12 protein-coding genes and 1 tRNA gene are annotated in these 15,461 nt (G+C 69.2%); 4 read left to right on the top strand and 9 right to left on the bottom strand.

Going from position 1 to position 15,461, the window contains the following annotated elements:
- Window positions 1–7: 7 nt before the first annotated feature.
- A complete protein-coding gene (gene def, locus IM767_RS15635) occupies window positions 8–574 on the bottom strand; it encodes a peptide deformylase (RefSeq protein ID WP_109211246.1) in 567 nt (188 codons plus the stop codon).
- A gap of 42 nt (window positions 575–616) precedes the next feature.
- Between def and IM767_RS15640 the strand changes: the two genes are divergently transcribed.
- Complete coding sequence (locus tag IM767_RS15640) at window positions 617–1,702, top strand: DMT family transporter (RefSeq protein WP_194398901.1); 1,086 nt, start codon at window positions 617–619, stop codon at window positions 1,700–1,702.
- A gap of 62 nt (window positions 1,703–1,764) precedes the next feature.
- Here IM767_RS15640 and IM767_RS15645 read toward each other — a convergent pair.
- Window positions 1,765–1,838 (bottom strand) — tRNA-Ile (locus IM767_RS15645).
- A 157-nt stretch (window positions 1,839–1,995) separates the two neighbouring features.
- Here IM767_RS15645 and nagE point away from each other — a divergent pair.
- On the top strand, window positions 1,996–3,933 hold the full coding sequence (gene nagE / locus IM767_RS15650; protein WP_109211248.1) for an N-acetylglucosamine-specific PTS transporter subunit IIBC: 1,938 nt from the start codon (window positions 1,996–1,998) through the stop codon (window positions 3,931–3,933).
- A 62-nt stretch (window positions 3,934–3,995) separates the two neighbouring features.
- On the opposite strand, the gene IM767_RS15655 is transcribed toward nagE, so the two are convergent.
- Window positions 3,996–6,002 carry a DUF262 domain-containing protein gene (locus tag IM767_RS15655; RefSeq protein WP_109211249.1) on the bottom strand — a complete coding sequence of 669 codons (2,007 nt, stop codon included), beginning with the start codon at window positions 6,000–6,002 and terminating at the stop codon, window positions 3,996–3,998.
- Between the two features lie 161 nt (window positions 6,003–6,163).
- Here IM767_RS15655 and IM767_RS15660 point away from each other — a divergent pair, with 161 nt between their 5' ends.
- Window positions 6,164–6,937, top strand: coding sequence for a hypothetical protein (locus tag IM767_RS15660; protein WP_109211250.1), 774 nt, complete (start codon window positions 6,164–6,166; stop codon window positions 6,935–6,937).
- A gap of 149 nt (window positions 6,938–7,086) precedes the next feature.
- Complete coding sequence (locus IM767_RS15665) at window positions 7,087–7,590, top strand: DUF3145 domain-containing protein (RefSeq protein ID WP_109211251.1); 504 nt, start codon at window positions 7,087–7,089, stop codon at window positions 7,588–7,590.
- A gap of 160 nt (window positions 7,591–7,750) precedes the next feature.
- On the opposite strand, the gene IM767_RS15670 is transcribed toward IM767_RS15665, so the two are convergent.
- The 6 genes from IM767_RS15670 to aceE all read right to left on the bottom strand — a co-directional run bounded on the left by IM767_RS15670 (window position 7,751) and on the right by aceE (window position 15,452).
- Window positions 7,751–8,989, bottom strand: a complete 1,239-nt coding sequence (locus tag IM767_RS15670) for a beta-ketoacyl-[acyl-carrier-protein] synthase family protein (RefSeq protein WP_109211252.1) — start codon at window positions 8,987–8,989, stop codon at window positions 7,751–7,753.
- A 144-nt stretch (window positions 8,990–9,133) separates the two neighbouring features.
- Window positions 9,134–9,382 carry an acyl carrier protein gene (locus tag IM767_RS15675; protein ID WP_013586517.1) on the bottom strand — a complete coding sequence of 83 codons (249 nt, stop codon included), beginning with the start codon at window positions 9,380–9,382 and terminating at the stop codon, window positions 9,134–9,136.
- A gap of 80 nt (window positions 9,383–9,462) precedes the next feature.
- Window positions 9,463–10,464: a beta-ketoacyl-ACP synthase III gene (locus IM767_RS15680; protein WP_109211253.1), complete on the bottom strand. Its 1,002-nt coding sequence runs from the start codon at window positions 10,462–10,464 to the stop codon at window positions 9,463–9,465.
- Between the two features lie 15 nt (window positions 10,465–10,479).
- The gene (locus IM767_RS15685; RefSeq protein WP_109211254.1) at window positions 10,480–11,391 is read right to left on the bottom strand and encodes an ACP S-malonyltransferase; all 912 of its coding nucleotides are present in this window, start codon (window positions 11,389–11,391) and stop codon (window positions 10,480–10,482) included.
- A 103-nt stretch (window positions 11,392–11,494) separates the two neighbouring features.
- Window positions 11,495–12,715, bottom strand: coding sequence for a PucR family transcriptional regulator (locus tag IM767_RS15690; RefSeq protein WP_109211255.1), 1,221 nt, complete (start codon window positions 12,713–12,715; stop codon window positions 11,495–11,497).
- A 7-nt stretch (window positions 12,716–12,722) separates the two neighbouring features.
- Window positions 12,723–15,452, bottom strand: coding sequence for a pyruvate dehydrogenase (acetyl-transferring), homodimeric type (aceE, locus tag IM767_RS15695; protein WP_109211256.1), 2,730 nt, complete (start codon window positions 15,450–15,452; stop codon window positions 12,723–12,725).
- Window positions 15,453–15,461 lie beyond the last annotated feature (9 nt).

Consider the following 15,461-nt stretch of genomic DNA (forward strand, 5'->3'; position numbering starts at 1 on the left):
GTCCCCGTCAGGCGTCGATGTCGTCGACACCGGGCGTCCACGAGCTTCCTGGCCGGCCCCAGCCGCGCTTGCGCGCGAGCTTCTGCACCGTCTTCCAGTCGCCGTCGTCGAGCCGGTCGACGTAGAGGATGCCGTCGAGGTGGTCGAACTCGTGCTGCATGATGCGTGCCCGCCAGCCGTCGACCTGGATGCGCACGGGCTGGCCCTCGAGATCCGTGCCGGTGACGATGACCTCGTCCGAGCGACGGAGCGGGAACCGCTCACCCGGGAATGACAGGCACCCCTCCGACTCCTCATCGGGGTCGGGAGCGCCCGGCGCGAGCGGCTTCATCCAGAGCTCGGGGTTCATGATGACGCCGCGCCAGGGCGCGCCGTCGTCATCGGCGTAGTTGTACGTGTAGATCCTCAGGGGCACACCCACCTGCGGCGCGGCGAGACCCACGCCGGGTGCGGCATCCATCGTCTCGAACATGTCGGCGACGAGCGTGCGGATCTCATCCGTGATCTCTTCGACGGGCGACGCGGGGGAGTGCAGGACGGGATCGCCCATGATGCGAATCGGGAGAACAGCCACGCCTTGAGCCTATCGAGGCGAGCCTGCGGCTAGTGTCGATGTGTGGTGTGGACTGCGGTGGAACTCGAGGACATCGGCGATCAACTCGTCGGCGTGTTCCAGAACCCGGGCATCCTGATCGGCATCCCGCTCGCACTTCTGGGCGCCGTGTTCATGTCGTTCGGGGCGCAGTACCAGCACCGCGGCGTGACCAAGGTCGAGCGGATGAGCGGCGGGCACTCCGCCGGGGGCCTGGGTGCGAGCCACCTGCTGAAGCTCCTGGCCCGGCCGTCGTGGGTGATCGGCACCCTGATGCTGGGTCTGGCGATCGTGTGTCAGCTCTCCGCCCTCGCCTTCGCGCCGCTCATCGTGGTGCAGCCGCTCGGCGCGATCGCCCTCGTCATCACCACGTTGCTGAACGCCCAGATCAGCGGGCACAAGCCGACGAGGCGCTCGCTCATCGCGATCGCCGCCTGCGTCGGCGGCATCTTCGTCTTCGTGACGATCGCGGCGCTCTTCGCCACCGAGAAGCCGGTGGCGAACTGGCAGCTCATCACGATCCTGATCCTGCTGGCGGTCGTCACGCTCGTGTTCGCGGGACTGTGGATCTGGTTCCGCACACGCATGGGCGCGCTGTTCTACATCGTCGCCGCGGGCGTGATCTACGGCTTCGTCGCGACCCTGGCCAAGGTCGTCATCGAGCGCATCAAGGTGAGCGACTTCAACTGGCTGACGTTCCTGTGCCTCGCCGCTCTGATCGCGGGCGCGATCGTCGGCGCCTACTTCGTGCAGAGCGCTTACGCCTCGGGCCCACCGGATCTCGTCGTCGCGGGCCTCACTGTCATCGATCCGATCGTGGCGATCATCATCGGCCTGACAGTGCTGCAGGAGGCCGCCGGCGCGCCGCTCTGGGTCTACATCGCGTTCGGTGTCGTGGGAGCCATCGCCGTGTGGGGCGTGTTCCAGCTCGCGCGGCATCATCCGCAGGTGCTCAGCGAGAGCCAGGAGCTTCCGATCCAGCGGGGGAGCGGTCCGAAGACGGATGCCGCGCACCCGCACACCGCCTCCATCAAGGTCACCGAGGCCGTGGCCAAGGTCTGGCCGGAGCCGCCGGTCAAGGACCCCGCGGACGAGTCCGACCAGCGCTGACGCACTGCCTGAGAATCGGAAGGACCGCCGCCGCCCGCTCGGGCGGCGGCGGTCCTCGTCCGTAGGGCGGGTGGGACTTGAACCCACGATCGTCGGGTTATGAGCCCGCTGCCTTGACCAGCTTGGCCACCGCCCCCTGCGCGCCGAAGCCGCGCTGACGAGCCTACCGCGCCCCAGCGCGAGGGCATTTCGTTCACACCCCTAACTTTCGGAGGGGAAGCTCCTGCGGAACACCTCCCTTTGGGAGTAGCGTCATCGACGAATACTGTCCCTCGCCCTCGTGGAGGCTAACGATGAAGTTCTTTCAGAGGCTCGGCAGATCGATCATGCTTCCGGTGGCTGTGCTGCCGGTCGCCGCGATCCTGTCGGGCATCGGCTACTGGATAAAGTCGGCGGCGGGTGACAACCTCGCGTCCACCTTCCTTGCTGCCGCCGGCGGATCGCTCCTGGACAACATGGCGCTCCTGTTCGCCGTCGGCATCGCCCTCGGCATGGCGAACAAGTCCGACGGCACCTCGGCGCTGGCAGGCCTCGTATCGTGGCTCGTCGTCACGACGCTGCTGAAGCCCGAGACGGTGGCGCTGTTCACCGGCGTCGGCGACGTCAACGAGGTCGACCCGGCGTTCCTCAAGGTGCAGAACGTCTTCGTCGGCATCATCTGCGGCCTCATCGGCGCCTGGTGCTACAACCGCTTCAAGGACACCAAGCTCCCCGACGCGCTGTCGTTCTTCAGCGGCAAGCGGTCCGTCGCGATCGTCACGGCCGGCATCTCGCTGGTCGTCGCCATCGTGCTCTTCTTCGTGTGGCCCTGGGTGTACGGCGGGCTCGTCGGCTTCGGTGAGTGGATCGTCACGCTCGGTGCTTTCGGAACCGGCATCTACGGCTTCCTGAACCGGCTGCTGATCCCCGTCGGCCTTCACCACGCCCTGAACTCGGTGTTCTGGTTCGACGTCGCGGGAATCAACGACCTCAACAACTTCCTCGCCGGTGAGGGCACCTACGGTGTGACGGGCCAGTACATGACGGGCTTCTTCCCGATCATGATGTTCGGTCTGCCCGGCGCGGCGCTGGCGATGTACCTGACGGCGAGAACCACTCGCAAGAAGCTCGCCTACGGCATCCTGTTCTCCGGCGCCATCGCCTCGTTCTTCGTCGGCGTGACCGAACCGCTCGAGTTCTCCTTCATGTTCCTCGCGCCCGTGCTCTACCTCGTGCACGCGGTGTTCACGGGCATCTCGATGGCCATCAGCCAGATCCTCCCGGTGCGCATGGGCTTCGGCTTCTCCGGCGGATTCATCGACCTCGTCCTCGGCTGGGCGAACCCGATGGCGCAGAACCCGTGGCTCATCCCGGTCATGGGCGTCTTCTGGTTCTTCATCTACTTCGTGGTGTTCTACTTCTTCATCAAGCGGTTCAACCTGAAGACTCCGGGCCGCGAGGACGACGACATCCTCGGCGAGGGCACCGAGTACGACACGCATGTGTCCGACGACAAGTACCTCGTCACGGGCAGCCGTTTCATCGACGCGCTGGGAGGCAAAGACAACATCCTCGAACTCGAGAACTGTGCCACCCGCCTGCGGATGGAGATCGACGACGTCAGCAAGGTCGACGACACGGCGCTCAAGCGCGCCGGTGCGGCCGGCACGATGAAGCCGGGCGGCAAGTCGGTGCAGGTGATCTACGGCACCAACGTCCAGTTCGTGAAGGACGCGATGGACCAGCTCATGTCGGGTCAGGTCGAAGCTCCGACCGGCGCAGCGCCCGAGCCCGCCATCGCGCCCGCCACAGGCGGGACCGGCGTGCTCACCGATGCGCCGGCCACGACCATCGTGACGCTGCGCCAGCCGCTCGCCGGCGAGGTCGTGCCACTCTCGGCGGTGCCCGACCCGACGTTCGCCCAGGGCATCATGGGCCCCGGCCTGGCGATCGAGCCGACGGGCGACACCGTCGTGGCACCGGCCGACGGGACCATCGGCGCCACATTCGACACGAGCCACGCGGTCGCGCTGGTGCTCGACGACGGCACCGAGCTGCTGATCCACGTCGGGATCGACACCGTGGGCATGAAGGGCGACGGATTCCAGACGCTCGTCGAGAAGGGTCAGAAGGTCACGGCGGGCACCCCGCTGCTGCGCTTCGACCTGACGAAGATCCAGGCCGCCGGCCACCCCTCGATCACACCCGTGATCGTGCTCAACAACGAGAATGCGGCGGTCGCCTTCGAGTGACGCCGGGTTCCCCGCGCAGGTGACGGGGACGGATGCCTCGGCCCGAGGCATCCGTCCCCCTTTCACATCGCGTTGCCGATGTACGAGTACTTGACGAAGACCTCCGGGGCCAGGCCCGCCTCCTCGAGGACGCCCTGCACCGCGCTCAGCATGTAGCTGGAGTCCCAGCCCATATAGAGCGAGTGGTCGTCGTCGAGGCGGTCCCACTGGCCGTTCCACGACTGCGCCGTGTACACCGGGCCGCCGCGGCGCGCGCTGTACGCCACGACCGCCGCGCGGTCGTCGGCCCACAGCCGCTTGAACACGCGGTTGAAGAGGTACTTGACGTCGGGCACCTCCCAGTGCTCCCCGCAGTACTCGACATACGACCACTCCCGGTGCCAGCCCGGCGGCCATCCCCGTCGGCGCACCGCGTCGAGGATCGGCGTCAGCCCGTCGTCGTCGATCGCCGGGCCGCCGGGTCGCTTCCACACCTCGACGAACCGCTCGGTGAGACGCAGCGATCGCTCCGCGATCGCCGCGGTGCCCCACGCAGGCACGGTCGCAAGATCGGCGGTGCTGGGCACGGAGCTGCGAGCGTAGAGGGCCTGCTTCTCGGGGAACGACCGGTCGAACGCGCGCACGGCGAGGTCCTCTTCGAGCACGGTGAGGTTGCCGATCGTGTTCGCGAGCGCGCGGTGGCTGTTCTGCTCGTCGTCGCTGTACGACGCCCACTCCCGGCGCCCGTCGCCCGTCCAGCCGTCGCCGGGCGCGAGCGGGAAGATGTGCTCGATGTCGAGCCCGCCCGCTCCGTCGACACCCGCGATGCGTCCGAGGACGTACGAGGCGTGGGGGAGGTCGGAGTACTTCAGCGCCACGGCGACGCGCTCGTCGGAGGGGGTGATGCGTGAGATCGCCGTCACGAGCGCGTCGGCGCCCTCCTCGCGCGCGCGGCAGAGGCGTGCGACGAGGCGGTCGGTCCCCGTGCCGACGACCGACCGCCGGACCAGGAGGGACTGGATCATCTCGAGGGTGTCGATGAGCTCGTCGCGGTCGATCGCGCCGAGCTCGAAGTCGCGGTAGGCGCGCATGACGAGCGGATACATGCCGCTCCCGAACGTGCCGAGGTACGTCAGCTGACGACCGATCTCATCGTCGGGGGCCTCGCTCGGCTGGAGAAGCACCCGGTAGACGCCGGCGAAGGACCGCCATTCCTGCGCGTGGCGCACGAGGTCGACGAACTCCAGGCGCGGGAACTCGTGGCGGAACGCGTCGTACACGCCTCGCCCGCCGACCACGGTCACCTCGCGTCCGGTCCTCATGACGAGGTACTGGCGCCAGAACTCTGCGATCGCCTCGCCGGTGTGGTGCTCGATCGGCTGCCAGTACTCGGCCTCGATCTCGCGCTGCTCGGCGTGCGAGAGGCCCATCAGCACGTAGTTGTGGATGAGCTCGTGGTCCCGCAGCGGCTCACCCGTCGAGTTCAGGCTCTCGAAGATCTGCTGCGCATTGGCCCCGGCTCCGAGCGTGATCGCGACGTGCTCGAGCTTCTGCAGCCCCCGCCAGATGTGCGGCGCCTCGTCGAGGCTGATCTGGCTGCGGAAGAACGCGTAGTTGTCGTCGAACCGGGAGTCGCGGTGCTCGCCGGCGGGAAGCGGCAGGTCGAGCACGACGCGTTCGAACACCGAGGCCCACGCGCGGTGCGGGCGGAGCTTGGTACGGGTCGCGTCGTGCGAGTGCACCAGCACGCGCTCGAGCTGATCGGCCAGTTCGGGGTGGGCCTCACGGACGGTGTGGTGCAGTGCCGCCACCAGCAGCATCAGCGTCGTCGTGCGCTGCTGGCCGTCGATCAGCACCAGCTCGGCGTCCTCGCCCTCGCCGCTGGCGGAGGACAGGATGGAGCCGATGAAGTGCATATGGCGGTCATCGAGGTCCGCCACCGCGCGGATGTCGGCCAGGAGCTGCTCGCACCCGCCGATGTCCCATCGGTACTGGCGCTGGTAGACGGGGACCACGATCGTCCAGTCCGCGGCCGACAGCCACCCGATCGTGTTGACGGCGGTCGCATCGACGTTCGTGGCAGTGACCATGGCCCCTCCAGTCTATTCGGGGCGCTCCCGCCGCCCGCCCCCGGCGGCGGTCCGCCGTTATTCACGGCCAGGCCATCCGGGCGCTTCGGACCCCCGAGGTAGGCTTGCCTAAGTTGAGCCTGTTAAAACGTGCTGGCTCACTGACCGAAAGGCAATCCGTCATGGGTTACATCAAGTCCGCCGCTCTCGACGAGACCGGCTTCGTGGTGCTCGACTCCTACAACGAGGAAGTCGACCCGCAGGAGTGGCTGTCCATCGAGTACGTCGACTGGAAGTCGTCGGGTGACACCCGCTTCGCGCCGCTGGCTTCGGCCAAGGGTGAGATCGAGTGCAACGGCTTCTGGAACCACACGCCGCCGCGCACCGACAAGGACGGCGTCTGGATCCCCGAGCAGACCGAGAAGGCGCCGACGCTGACGCGCCGCGCACAGGAGCCCGGCGCGAACGTCGGCCGCTGCCGCATCATCGAGCTGCAGCCGAACAGCTACGCCGACGCGCTGTACAACCTCCACCAGGACGACAACAACCGCCTCAACCCGGACGGCACCGGCTGGGTCGTGCGCGGCTTCTTCAACCTGACCGATGACAAGACCAGCTACTTCGTGCTGCGCGAGAACCGCACCGACCCGAGCATCGAGTACCGCGTGGCGCTGCCCGCGGGCGCCCAGCTGATCGTCGACACGCAGCGCCTCTGGCACGCCGTGCACCACGACGGCACCGAGCCCCGCTACTGCCTCATCACCTCGTGGGAGTCCGGCCCCGAGCTCGACGCCTACATGGAGAAGTACAACGCCGTGCCGACCGCTCCGCAGTTCGAGGTCGCTCAGGAGGTGCTCGACGCCGGTCAGGCCGAGCAGGCCCGCCGCGACGCAGCGCGTGCCGCCTACTACGCCGCCAAGGGCAAGGCTGAGGTTCAGGCGATGAGCGAGGCCTGAGCCGCGCATGCCGTCCGCAGAGGGCGGGGGAATCACAGTCTTGTGATTTCCCCGCCCTCTCGGCGATAATGGCCGCAGCACAACCGAACAGCACGTCATGACACCGTCACAGGTCGTAGGGGAAGACGCACCTGACGAACGGAGAGATCATGGCGACACAAAAGGCGCGTGGGGTGATCTTCATCCACTCCGCGCCACGGGCGTTGTGCCCCCACCTCGAGTGGGCGGTTGGTCGAGCGCTCGGCCGCGGGGTCAGCTTCGACTGGGCCGATCAGCCCGTCCTCGCCGGGAGCCGCCGCGCCGAGTTCTACTGGGAGGGCCCCGCCGGCACCGGCTCGGCCTTGGCTACCGCCATCCGCGGGTGGGAGCATCTGCGGTTCGAGGTGACCGAAGACCCCACGCCGCGCAGTGACGGCGGCCGATGGCTGCACACGCCGGGACTCGGCATCCACTACGCCCAGACCGACACCGCGGGCAACGTCGTCATCGGCGAAGACCGCATCCGCTACGCGATGGAGATCGCCGGCGGTGACGCGTTCGAGCTGCAGCGCGAGCTCGACGTGGCCCTCGGTGCCGCATGGGATGAGGAGCTGGAGCCGTTCCGGCACGCCAGCGACGACGCGCCGGTCGTCTGGCTCCACAAGGTGGGATAGCCCCGCAGACGCAGGCGGTGCGAGGCGCCACTACCGAGGCTCGGAGGCCGTGAATCCCGGGCCGCGGGACCGCGAACCACCGCCTGACACGACAGACGCCCCCGGACTTCGAGCTCGTCGAAGCTCTCCGGGGGCGTCTTCGCGTGTCGTCGCGGCGGGCTCAGACCGACGCGAACGCGGCGACGGCGTTGTGCCCGCCGAAACCGAACGAGTTGCTGATCGCCAGCTGCGCCCCGTCGCCCAGCGGCGTGGGAGTGCTCGAGATGCGGAACGGCACCTCGGGGTCCTGGGTCGTCAGGTTGATGGTCGGCGGAGCGACGCGGTTCTGCAGCGCGAGCACCGTGAAGATCGCCTCGAGGGCGCCCGTGCCGCCGAGCAGATGGCCGGTCGACGCCTTCGTGGCAGAGACCGGGATCTCGTCGATGCGCTCACCGAAGACCGAGCGCAGCGCCGTGTACTCGTTGGGGTCGCCGACCGGCGTCGAGGTGGCGTGCGCGTTGATGTGGGTGACGTCGTCCACCGACGCGTCGGCCATCTCGAGGGCCATGCGCACTGCGCGCGAGGCGCCGAGACCCTCGGGGTCGTTCGCGGTGATGTGGTACGAGTCCGCCGTGACGCCGCCGCCGACGACCGCGGCGTAGATCTTGGCGCCGCGCGCGCGGGCGTGCTCCTCGGTCTCGAGGATGAGCACGGCGGCGCCTTCGCCCATGACGAAGCCGTCGCGGTCGACGCTGCAGGGGCGTGAGGCGGTCGCGGGGTCGTCGTTGCGCTTGGACAGCGCCTGCATCGACGAGAACGCCGCGATGGTCACGGGGTGGATGACCGATTCGGTCCCGCCCGCGATCACGACGTCGGCGTAGCCGGCGCGGATGTGCTCGATCGCGTTCACGATCGACTCGGTGCTCGACGCGCATGCGCTCGCGACCGTCCGCGCGTAGGCGCGCGCGTTGAAGTGGAGGGAGAGGTTGCCCGCGGCCGCGTTGGGCATGAGCATCGGGACCGTCATCGGCAGGACGCGCCGGGCGCCCTTCTCGCGCAGCGTGTCCCACCCGTTGAGGAGCGTCCACAGCCCGCCGATGCCCGTGGCGAAGTCGACGCCGAGGCGGTCGGGGTCGATCTCGGGGCTGCCCGCGTCCGCCCACGCTTCCATCGCCGCGACGAGCGCGAACTGCGAGGACGGGTCGAGGCGCTTGGCCACAGGACGCTCGAGCACGGTGTCGGGCCGCACCTTCGCCTCGGCGGCGAAGGTCACGGGCAGCTGATACTCCTCGACCCAGTCGTACTCCAGGGTGCGGGCGCCGGAGACGCCGTCCAGGAGTGCGGACCAGCTCTCGGGTGCCGTGCCGCCCAGCGGCGACGATGCGCCGATGCCGGTGACGACGATGCGGGAGTTGCTCATGTCGGTCTAGATCCTCATGGTGTGCCGGTGGGGGCCGCAGCCCCCACCGGGGGTGTCGCGTCAGCGGACCGGGGTGGGGACGCAGCCCCACGGAAGGTCTGTATCAGCGAGACAGGGTCGGGGCGATGCCCCGCGGGGAGGTGCTTACGCCTGGTTCGACGTGATGAAGGTGACGGCGTCGCCGACGGTCTTGAGGTTCTTCACCTCGTCGTCGGGGATGGTGACGCCGAACTTCTCCTCGGCGTTGACGACGATCGTCATCATCGAGATCGAGTCGATGTCGAGGTCGTCGGTGAACGACTTCTCGAGGGCGACCTCGTCGGCCGAGATGCCCGTCTCATCGGTGATGAGCTCCGCGAGTCCGGCAAGGACCTCGTCGTTGGTGAATGCCATGGGATTCTCCTGTTTTTCTTGGGGTACGGGGGTAGGACCCGAGCGGGCCGCGTCTCAGTCTAGGGTCGGGGTTCTCCCGGTCACGGGAGGACGACCACCTGCGCGCCGAAGACCAGTCCGGCGCCGAACCCGATCTGCAGCGCGAGTCCGCCGCTGAGCTCGGGGTGCTCCTCCAGCAGGCGGTGGGTCGCGAGCGGGATCGAGGCGGCGGAGGTGTTGCCGGTGGTCTCGATGTCGCGTCCGACCAGGACGGTGTCGGGCAGGCCCAGCTGCTTGGCGAACTCGTCGATGATGCGCATGTTCGCCTGGTGGGGGATGAATGCGGCGAGATCGGATGCCTCGACCCCGGCCGCCTCGAGCGCCTGGCGCGCGACCTTCACCATCTCCCAGACGGCCCAGCGGAACACCGTCGGGCCTTCCTGACGCAGCGTCGGCCACGGCGCAGCGCCGTCGCGGAACTCGGTGAGGGTGTGGTTCATGCCCACGGCCTCGGCCTTCGAGCCGTCGGAGCCCCACACGGTCGGACCGATGCCGGCGGTGTCGCTCGGGCCGATCACCGCCGCGCCCGCGCCGTCGCCGAGGAGGAACGAGATGCTGCGGTCGGTCGGGTCGACGATGTCGCTGAGCTTCTCCGTGCCGATGACGACCGCGTAGTGGGCCGCGCCGGCCCGGATGAGGGCGTCGGCCTGGGCGACGCCGTAGGCGAAGCCGGCGCACGCGGCGTTGACGTCGTATGCGGCGGCCGGGTTCGCTCCCACCCGGTCGGCGACGATCGCCGAGACCGAAGGCGTCTGCTTCGGGTTGCTGATGGTCGCCACGATGACCGCGTCGACCTGGGACGCGTCGACCCCGGAGCGCTCGATGGCCTCGCGGGCGGCATCCGTCGCCAGATCGATCGCGTCGGTCTCGGCGACCGCGCGCGTGCGCGTCACGATGCCGGTGCGCTGCCGGATCCACTCGTCGCTGGAATCGATGGGGCCGACCAGGTCGTCGTTGGGGACGGCGATCTCACCGCGGGCGGCGCCGTAGGCGTAGATGCGCGTGTGGGCGGCGCCGGTGGGCTGGACAAGACTGCGGCTCATGCGGGGGTACTCCGGTCAGGCGTCGGCGGCCACCAGCGCGGCGGCGGCCTCCAGGTCGGCGGGTGTCTTGACGGCGACGGCCGGAACGCCGCGCAGCGCGCGCTTCGCGAGCCCGACGAGGGTGCCGGCGGGAGAGAGCTCGACGATGCCCGCCACGTCGGACGCGGCGAAGGACGACATGCAGAGGTCCCAGCGGACCGGCGAGGCCACTTGGTCGACGAGGAGGTCGACGAAGGCCCGCCCGGAGGTCACGGCCGAGCCGTCGCGGTTGGTCCACAGCGTGACACCGGGGTCGGAGACGTCGACATCGGCCGCCGCGGCACGGAGCTTCTCGACAGCGGGCGCCATGTACTCGGTGTGGAACGCTCCCGCCACCTGCAGGGGGATGACCCGCGTGCCGGCGACCGGGTCGGCGGCCAGTGCCTGCAGCGCCTCGAGGCTGCCGGCGACGACGAGCTGTCCGCCGCCGTTGTAGTTCGCGGGAGCGAGCCCCAACTCGTCGAGGCGGGCGAGGACGGATGCCTCGTCTCCGCCGATCACGGCGCTCATGCCGGTCTCGGCGGCCGCAGCCGCCTCGGCCATCGCGCGGCCGCGGATGCCGACGAGCGTGAGAGCGGACTCCTCGCTGAGGACGCCCGCCGCCGCGGCCGCGGCGAACTCGCCGACGGAGTGACCGGCGACGCCTGCGATCGCCGCGCGATCGGGCAGCGCGTTCCATGAGAGCAGACTCGCCGCGACGATCAGGGGCTGGGCCACCTGGGTGTCGCGGATGCGGTCGGCGTCCCACTCGGTTCCGGCGGCGACGAGGTCGACGCCGGCCCACTCCGAGTACTGCGAGAGTCGGTCGGCAGCGCCGTCGGATTCGAGCCAGGGAGCCAGGAAGCCGGGGGACTGGGAGCCCTGACCGGGGAAGACCGCGATTGTCACCGTTCCATCCTGCCAAGGATCACTCGAGGGGTTCTGGCGACACCGTCACAAGAATCCCGCTGTGCTTTGTGCGTGGCCCACACCGTGGATGACTCCTGCGACCTCAGGCGGACGGGCGTCGCGCCGCCGGCGGGCGACGGCGCGAGGCATCCGTCCCGACCGATCCGAGGATCAGCGCCGTCTGCAGGATCAGCGCCTCACGCGGGCCGGTGGCATCCCACCCGATGACCTCAGAGACGCGCTTGAGGCGGTACCGGACGGTGTTCGGGTGCACGAACAGCTCGCGCGCGGTCGCCTCGAGCGAGCGGCCGTTGTCGAGGTAGGCCCACAGCGTGGATACGAGATCGGCGCTGTGCGACTGCAGGGGGCGGTAGATGCGCTCGACGAGCGTCAGCTTCGCCAGCGGGTCACCGGCCAGTGCACGCTCGGGGAGGAGGTCGTCGGCCTCGACCGGACGAGGTGCGTGCCGCCACGCGCGCGCGACGGCGAACCCGGCGAGGGCTGCGCGTGCACTCTGGCTCGCGTCCACCAGCGCGGGCACGGTGGGACCGAGCACGAGGTAGCCGCCACCGAAGCCCGGCTCGAGGCGCCGCGCGATCTCGGCGAAGGGGAGGTCGGTCACCGTGTCGTCGGCGACCGCGGACGGCTCCGAGCGCCCCACCACCAGGACGAGGCGCGAACCCTGCACGCCGATCAGCACGTCGACGCCGAGCTTGCGTGCCGTCCGGCGCAGCTGGTCGACGTCGAACTGCGGGGGAGTCGTGCCCACGAGCACCGCGACCTCGCCGTGACCGTGCCATCCGAGCGCCGCGATGCGGCTCGGCAGCTCTTCGTCGGCCTCGCCGGTCAGGATCGAGTCCACCACCAGGGCCTCGAGGCGTGCGTCCCACAGTCCGCGCGCCTCGGCCGCGCGAGCGTAGACGTCGGCCGCGGCGAAAGCCACTTCGCGCGAGTACAGGAGGATCGCCTCGCGCAGGTGCTCGCCCTTGCCGGCGACCCGCTCCTCGGTCACCTCCACGGTGACGCGGATGAGCTGGAGCGTCTGCTGCAGGCTCACGCTCCGCAGCAGCTCGCGGGGAGCGGCGGCGAAGATGTCGGACGCGATCCACGGCGTGGAGCCGGGGTCGTCGTACCACTGGATGAACGACGTGATGCCGGCCTGGGCCACCAGCCCGACGGCGGAGCGTCGGGCCGGTGGCATCTCGGCATACCAGGGCAGCGTCTCTTCGAGGCGCTTGATCGTGACGGTGGCGAGATCGCCCGAGATGCGTCGCAGCCAGGCGAGCGTCTCGGGCTTGTCCATCACCTCGGCGGACTTGCCCATGGGCGGGTCAGCTCTCGCCGCCCGCGTTTCCGCTCGTGCCGGCGGTCACGTCGTGCAGACGGTACTTCTGGATCGCCTGAGCGGAGAGGCCGCGGTCGACCGCGCCCTCCTCGGCCAGAGCCTGTAGCGTGCGGACCACGACCGACGGGCCGTCGATCTTGAAGAACCGGCGGGCAGCGGCGCGGGTATCGGAGAACCCGAAGCCGTCGGCGCCGAGGGTCGCGAAGCGGTTCGGCACCCACGGACGGATCTGGTCCTGCACCGCGTGCATGAAGTCGCTCACGGCGACGACCGGACCCGCCGCACCCTGCAGCTTGGTGGTGAGGTACGCCGTGCGCGGCTCCTCCTCCGGGTGGAGGAAGTTGTGCTCGTCGGCGGCGAGGCCGTCACGACGCAGCTCGCTCCACGAGGTGACCGACCACACGTCGGCCTGCACGCCCCAGTCGTCGCGCAGCAGCTGCTGCGCCTCGAGCGCCCACGGCACGCCCACGCCCGACGCGAGGATCTGAGCACGCGGCCCCTCGCCCTCGGAGGTCGAGACGCGGTGGATGCCGCGCACGATGCCGTCAACGTCCACATCGGCCGGCTCAGCCGGCTGCACGAGCGGCTCGTTGTAGACGGTGAGGTAGTACATGACGTTCGGGTCGGGGTGGTTGCCGCCGTACATGCGCTCGATGCCCGAGCGCACGATGTGCGCGATCTCGTACCCGTAGGCCGGGTCGTACGACACGGTCGCGGGGTTGGTCGCGGCGAGCAGCTGCGAGTGGCCGTCGGCGTGCTGCAGCCCCTCGCCGGTCAGCGTCGTGCGTCCGGCCGTGGCGCCGATGATGAAGCCGCGCGCCATCTGATCGCCCGCCGCCCACTGGGCGTCACCGGTGCGCTGGAAGCCGAACATCGAGTAGAAGACGTACACCGGGATGAGCGGCTCGCCGTGCGTCGAGTACGACGTGCCCGCGGCGGTGAACGCCGCGACGGCGCCTGCCTCGTTGATGCCGACGTGCACGATCTGGCCCTGCGGGCTCTCCTTGTAGGCCAGGAGCAGCTCGCGGTCGACCGACGTGTAGTTCTGGCCGTGCGGGTTGTAGATCTTCGCGGTCGGGAAGTACGCGTCCATGCCGAAGGTGCGCGCCTCATCGGGGATGATCGGCACGATGCGGTGACCGAAGTCCTTCGCGCGGAGGAGGTCCTTGAGGAGCCGGACGAAGGCCATCGTGGTGGCGATCTCCTGCGTGCCCGAGCCCTTCTTCGGAAGCGCGTACGCCTCGTCGCCCGGCAGCTGCAGGCCGACGTGGTGCGTGCGACGCTCGGGCAGGAAGCCGCCCAGGTTCCGGCGGCGCTCCAGCATGTACTGGATCGTCTCGTCGTTGCCGCCGGGGTTGTAGTACGGCGGGAGGTAGGGGTTCTCCTCGAGCTGCGCGTCCGACACGGGGATCCGCATCGAGTCGCGGAAGTACTTGAGGTCCTGGAGGGTCATCTTCTTCATCTGGTGGGTCGCGTTGCGGCCCTCGAAGTGATGTCCGAGCCCGTAGCCCTTGATCGTCTTGGCGAGGATCACGGTGGGTTGGCCCTTGTGCTCGGTCGCGGCCTTGTACGCGGCGTACACCTTGCGGTAGTCCAGGCCGCCGCGGCGCAGCTTGCCCCAGATGTCGTCGTCGGACCAGTCCTTCACGAGGGCCGCGGTGCGCTCGTCGCGCCCGAAGAAGTGCTCGCGGATGAAGGCGCCGTCCTCGGCACGATAGGTCTGGAAGTCGCCGTCGGGCGTCGTGTTCATGAGGTGCACGAGCGCGCCGTGGGTGTCCTGCGACAGCAGCTCGTCCCAGCCGCTGCCCCAGACGACCTTGATGACGTTCCAGCCGGCGCCGCGGAAGAAGCTCTCGAGCTCCTGGATGATCTTGCCGTTGCCGCGCACGGGGCCGTCGAGGCGCTGCAGGTTGCAGTTGACGACGAAGGTGAGGTTGTCGAGCCCTTCGTTGGCTGCCACCTGGAGCTGGCCGCGGCTCTCGACCTCGTCCATCTCGCCGTCGCCGAGGAAGGCCCACACACGCGAGTTCGAGAGATCCTTGATCCCGCGGTTGGTGAGGTACTTGTTCGACATCGCCTGGTAGATGGCGTTGATCGGGCCGAGACCCATCGAGACCGTCGGGAACTGCCAGTACTCCGGCATCAGGCGCGGGTGCGGGTAGGAGGGGAGGGCGTTGGGAGCCTTCGACTTCTCCTGGCGGAACCCGTCGAGCTGCTCCGAGCTCAGGCGGCCCTCGAGGAAGGAGCGGGCGTAGATGCCGGGCGAGGCGTGGCCCTGGATGAAGATCTGGTCGCCGCCGGTCGGGTCGTCGAGCCCGCGGAAGAAGTGGTTGAACCCGACCTCGTAGAGCGAGGCCGACGAGGCGTACGTCGAGATGTGTCCGCCGACGCCGATGCCGGGCCGCTGCGCGCGGTGCACGGTGATCGCGGCGTTCCAGCGGATCCACCGGCGGTACCGGCGCTCGAGCTCCTCGTCGCCGGGGAACTCGGGCTCGTTGTCGGGGGCGATCGTGTTGATGTAATCCGTGGTGGGCACCTGCGGAACATTCAGCTGCAGCTCATGCGAGGTCTGCAGCAGGCTCAGCATGATCTCGCGGCCACGCCCGTGGCCCTTCGCCTGCACGAGCTGCTGCAGGGACTCCTGCCACTCGGAGGTCTCATCGGGATCGCTGTCGAGGGGTTCCTGCGAGTACGGATCCTGATCGTTGACAGTCACAGAAGACCT

The organism is Microbacterium ureisolvens (assembly GCF_015278315.1).
GTDB classification, from domain to species: Bacteria; Actinomycetota; Actinomycetes; order Actinomycetales; family Microbacteriaceae; genus Microbacterium; species Microbacterium ureisolvens.

Coding starts and splice junctions, on each gene's coding strand:
- nagE (WP_109211248.1), top strand. CDS start 1,996: ATGAAGTTCTTTCAGAGGCTCGGCAGATCGATCATGCTTCCGGTGGCT.
- IM767_RS15655 (WP_109211249.1), bottom strand. CDS start 6,002: ATGGTCACTGCCACGAACGTCGATGCGACCGCCGTCAACACGATCGGG.
- IM767_RS15660 (WP_109211250.1), top strand. CDS start 6,164: ATGGGTTACATCAAGTCCGCCGCTCTCGACGAGACCGGCTTCGTGGTG.
- IM767_RS15665 (WP_109211251.1), top strand. CDS start 7,087: ATGGCGACACAAAAGGCGCGTGGGGTGATCTTCATCCACTCCGCGCCA.
- IM767_RS15670 (WP_109211252.1), bottom strand. CDS start 8,989: ATGAGCAACTCCCGCATCGTCGTCACCGGCATCGGCGCATCGTCGCCG.
- IM767_RS15675 (WP_013586517.1), bottom strand. CDS start 9,382: ATGGCATTCACCAACGACGAGGTCCTTGCCGGACTCGCGGAGCTCATC.
- IM767_RS15680 (WP_109211253.1), bottom strand. CDS start 10,464: ATGAGCCGCAGTCTTGTCCAGCCCACCGGCGCCGCCCACACGCGCATC.
- IM767_RS15690 (WP_109211255.1), bottom strand. CDS start 12,715: ATGGGCAAGTCCGCCGAGGTGATGGACAAGCCCGAGACGCTCGCCTGG.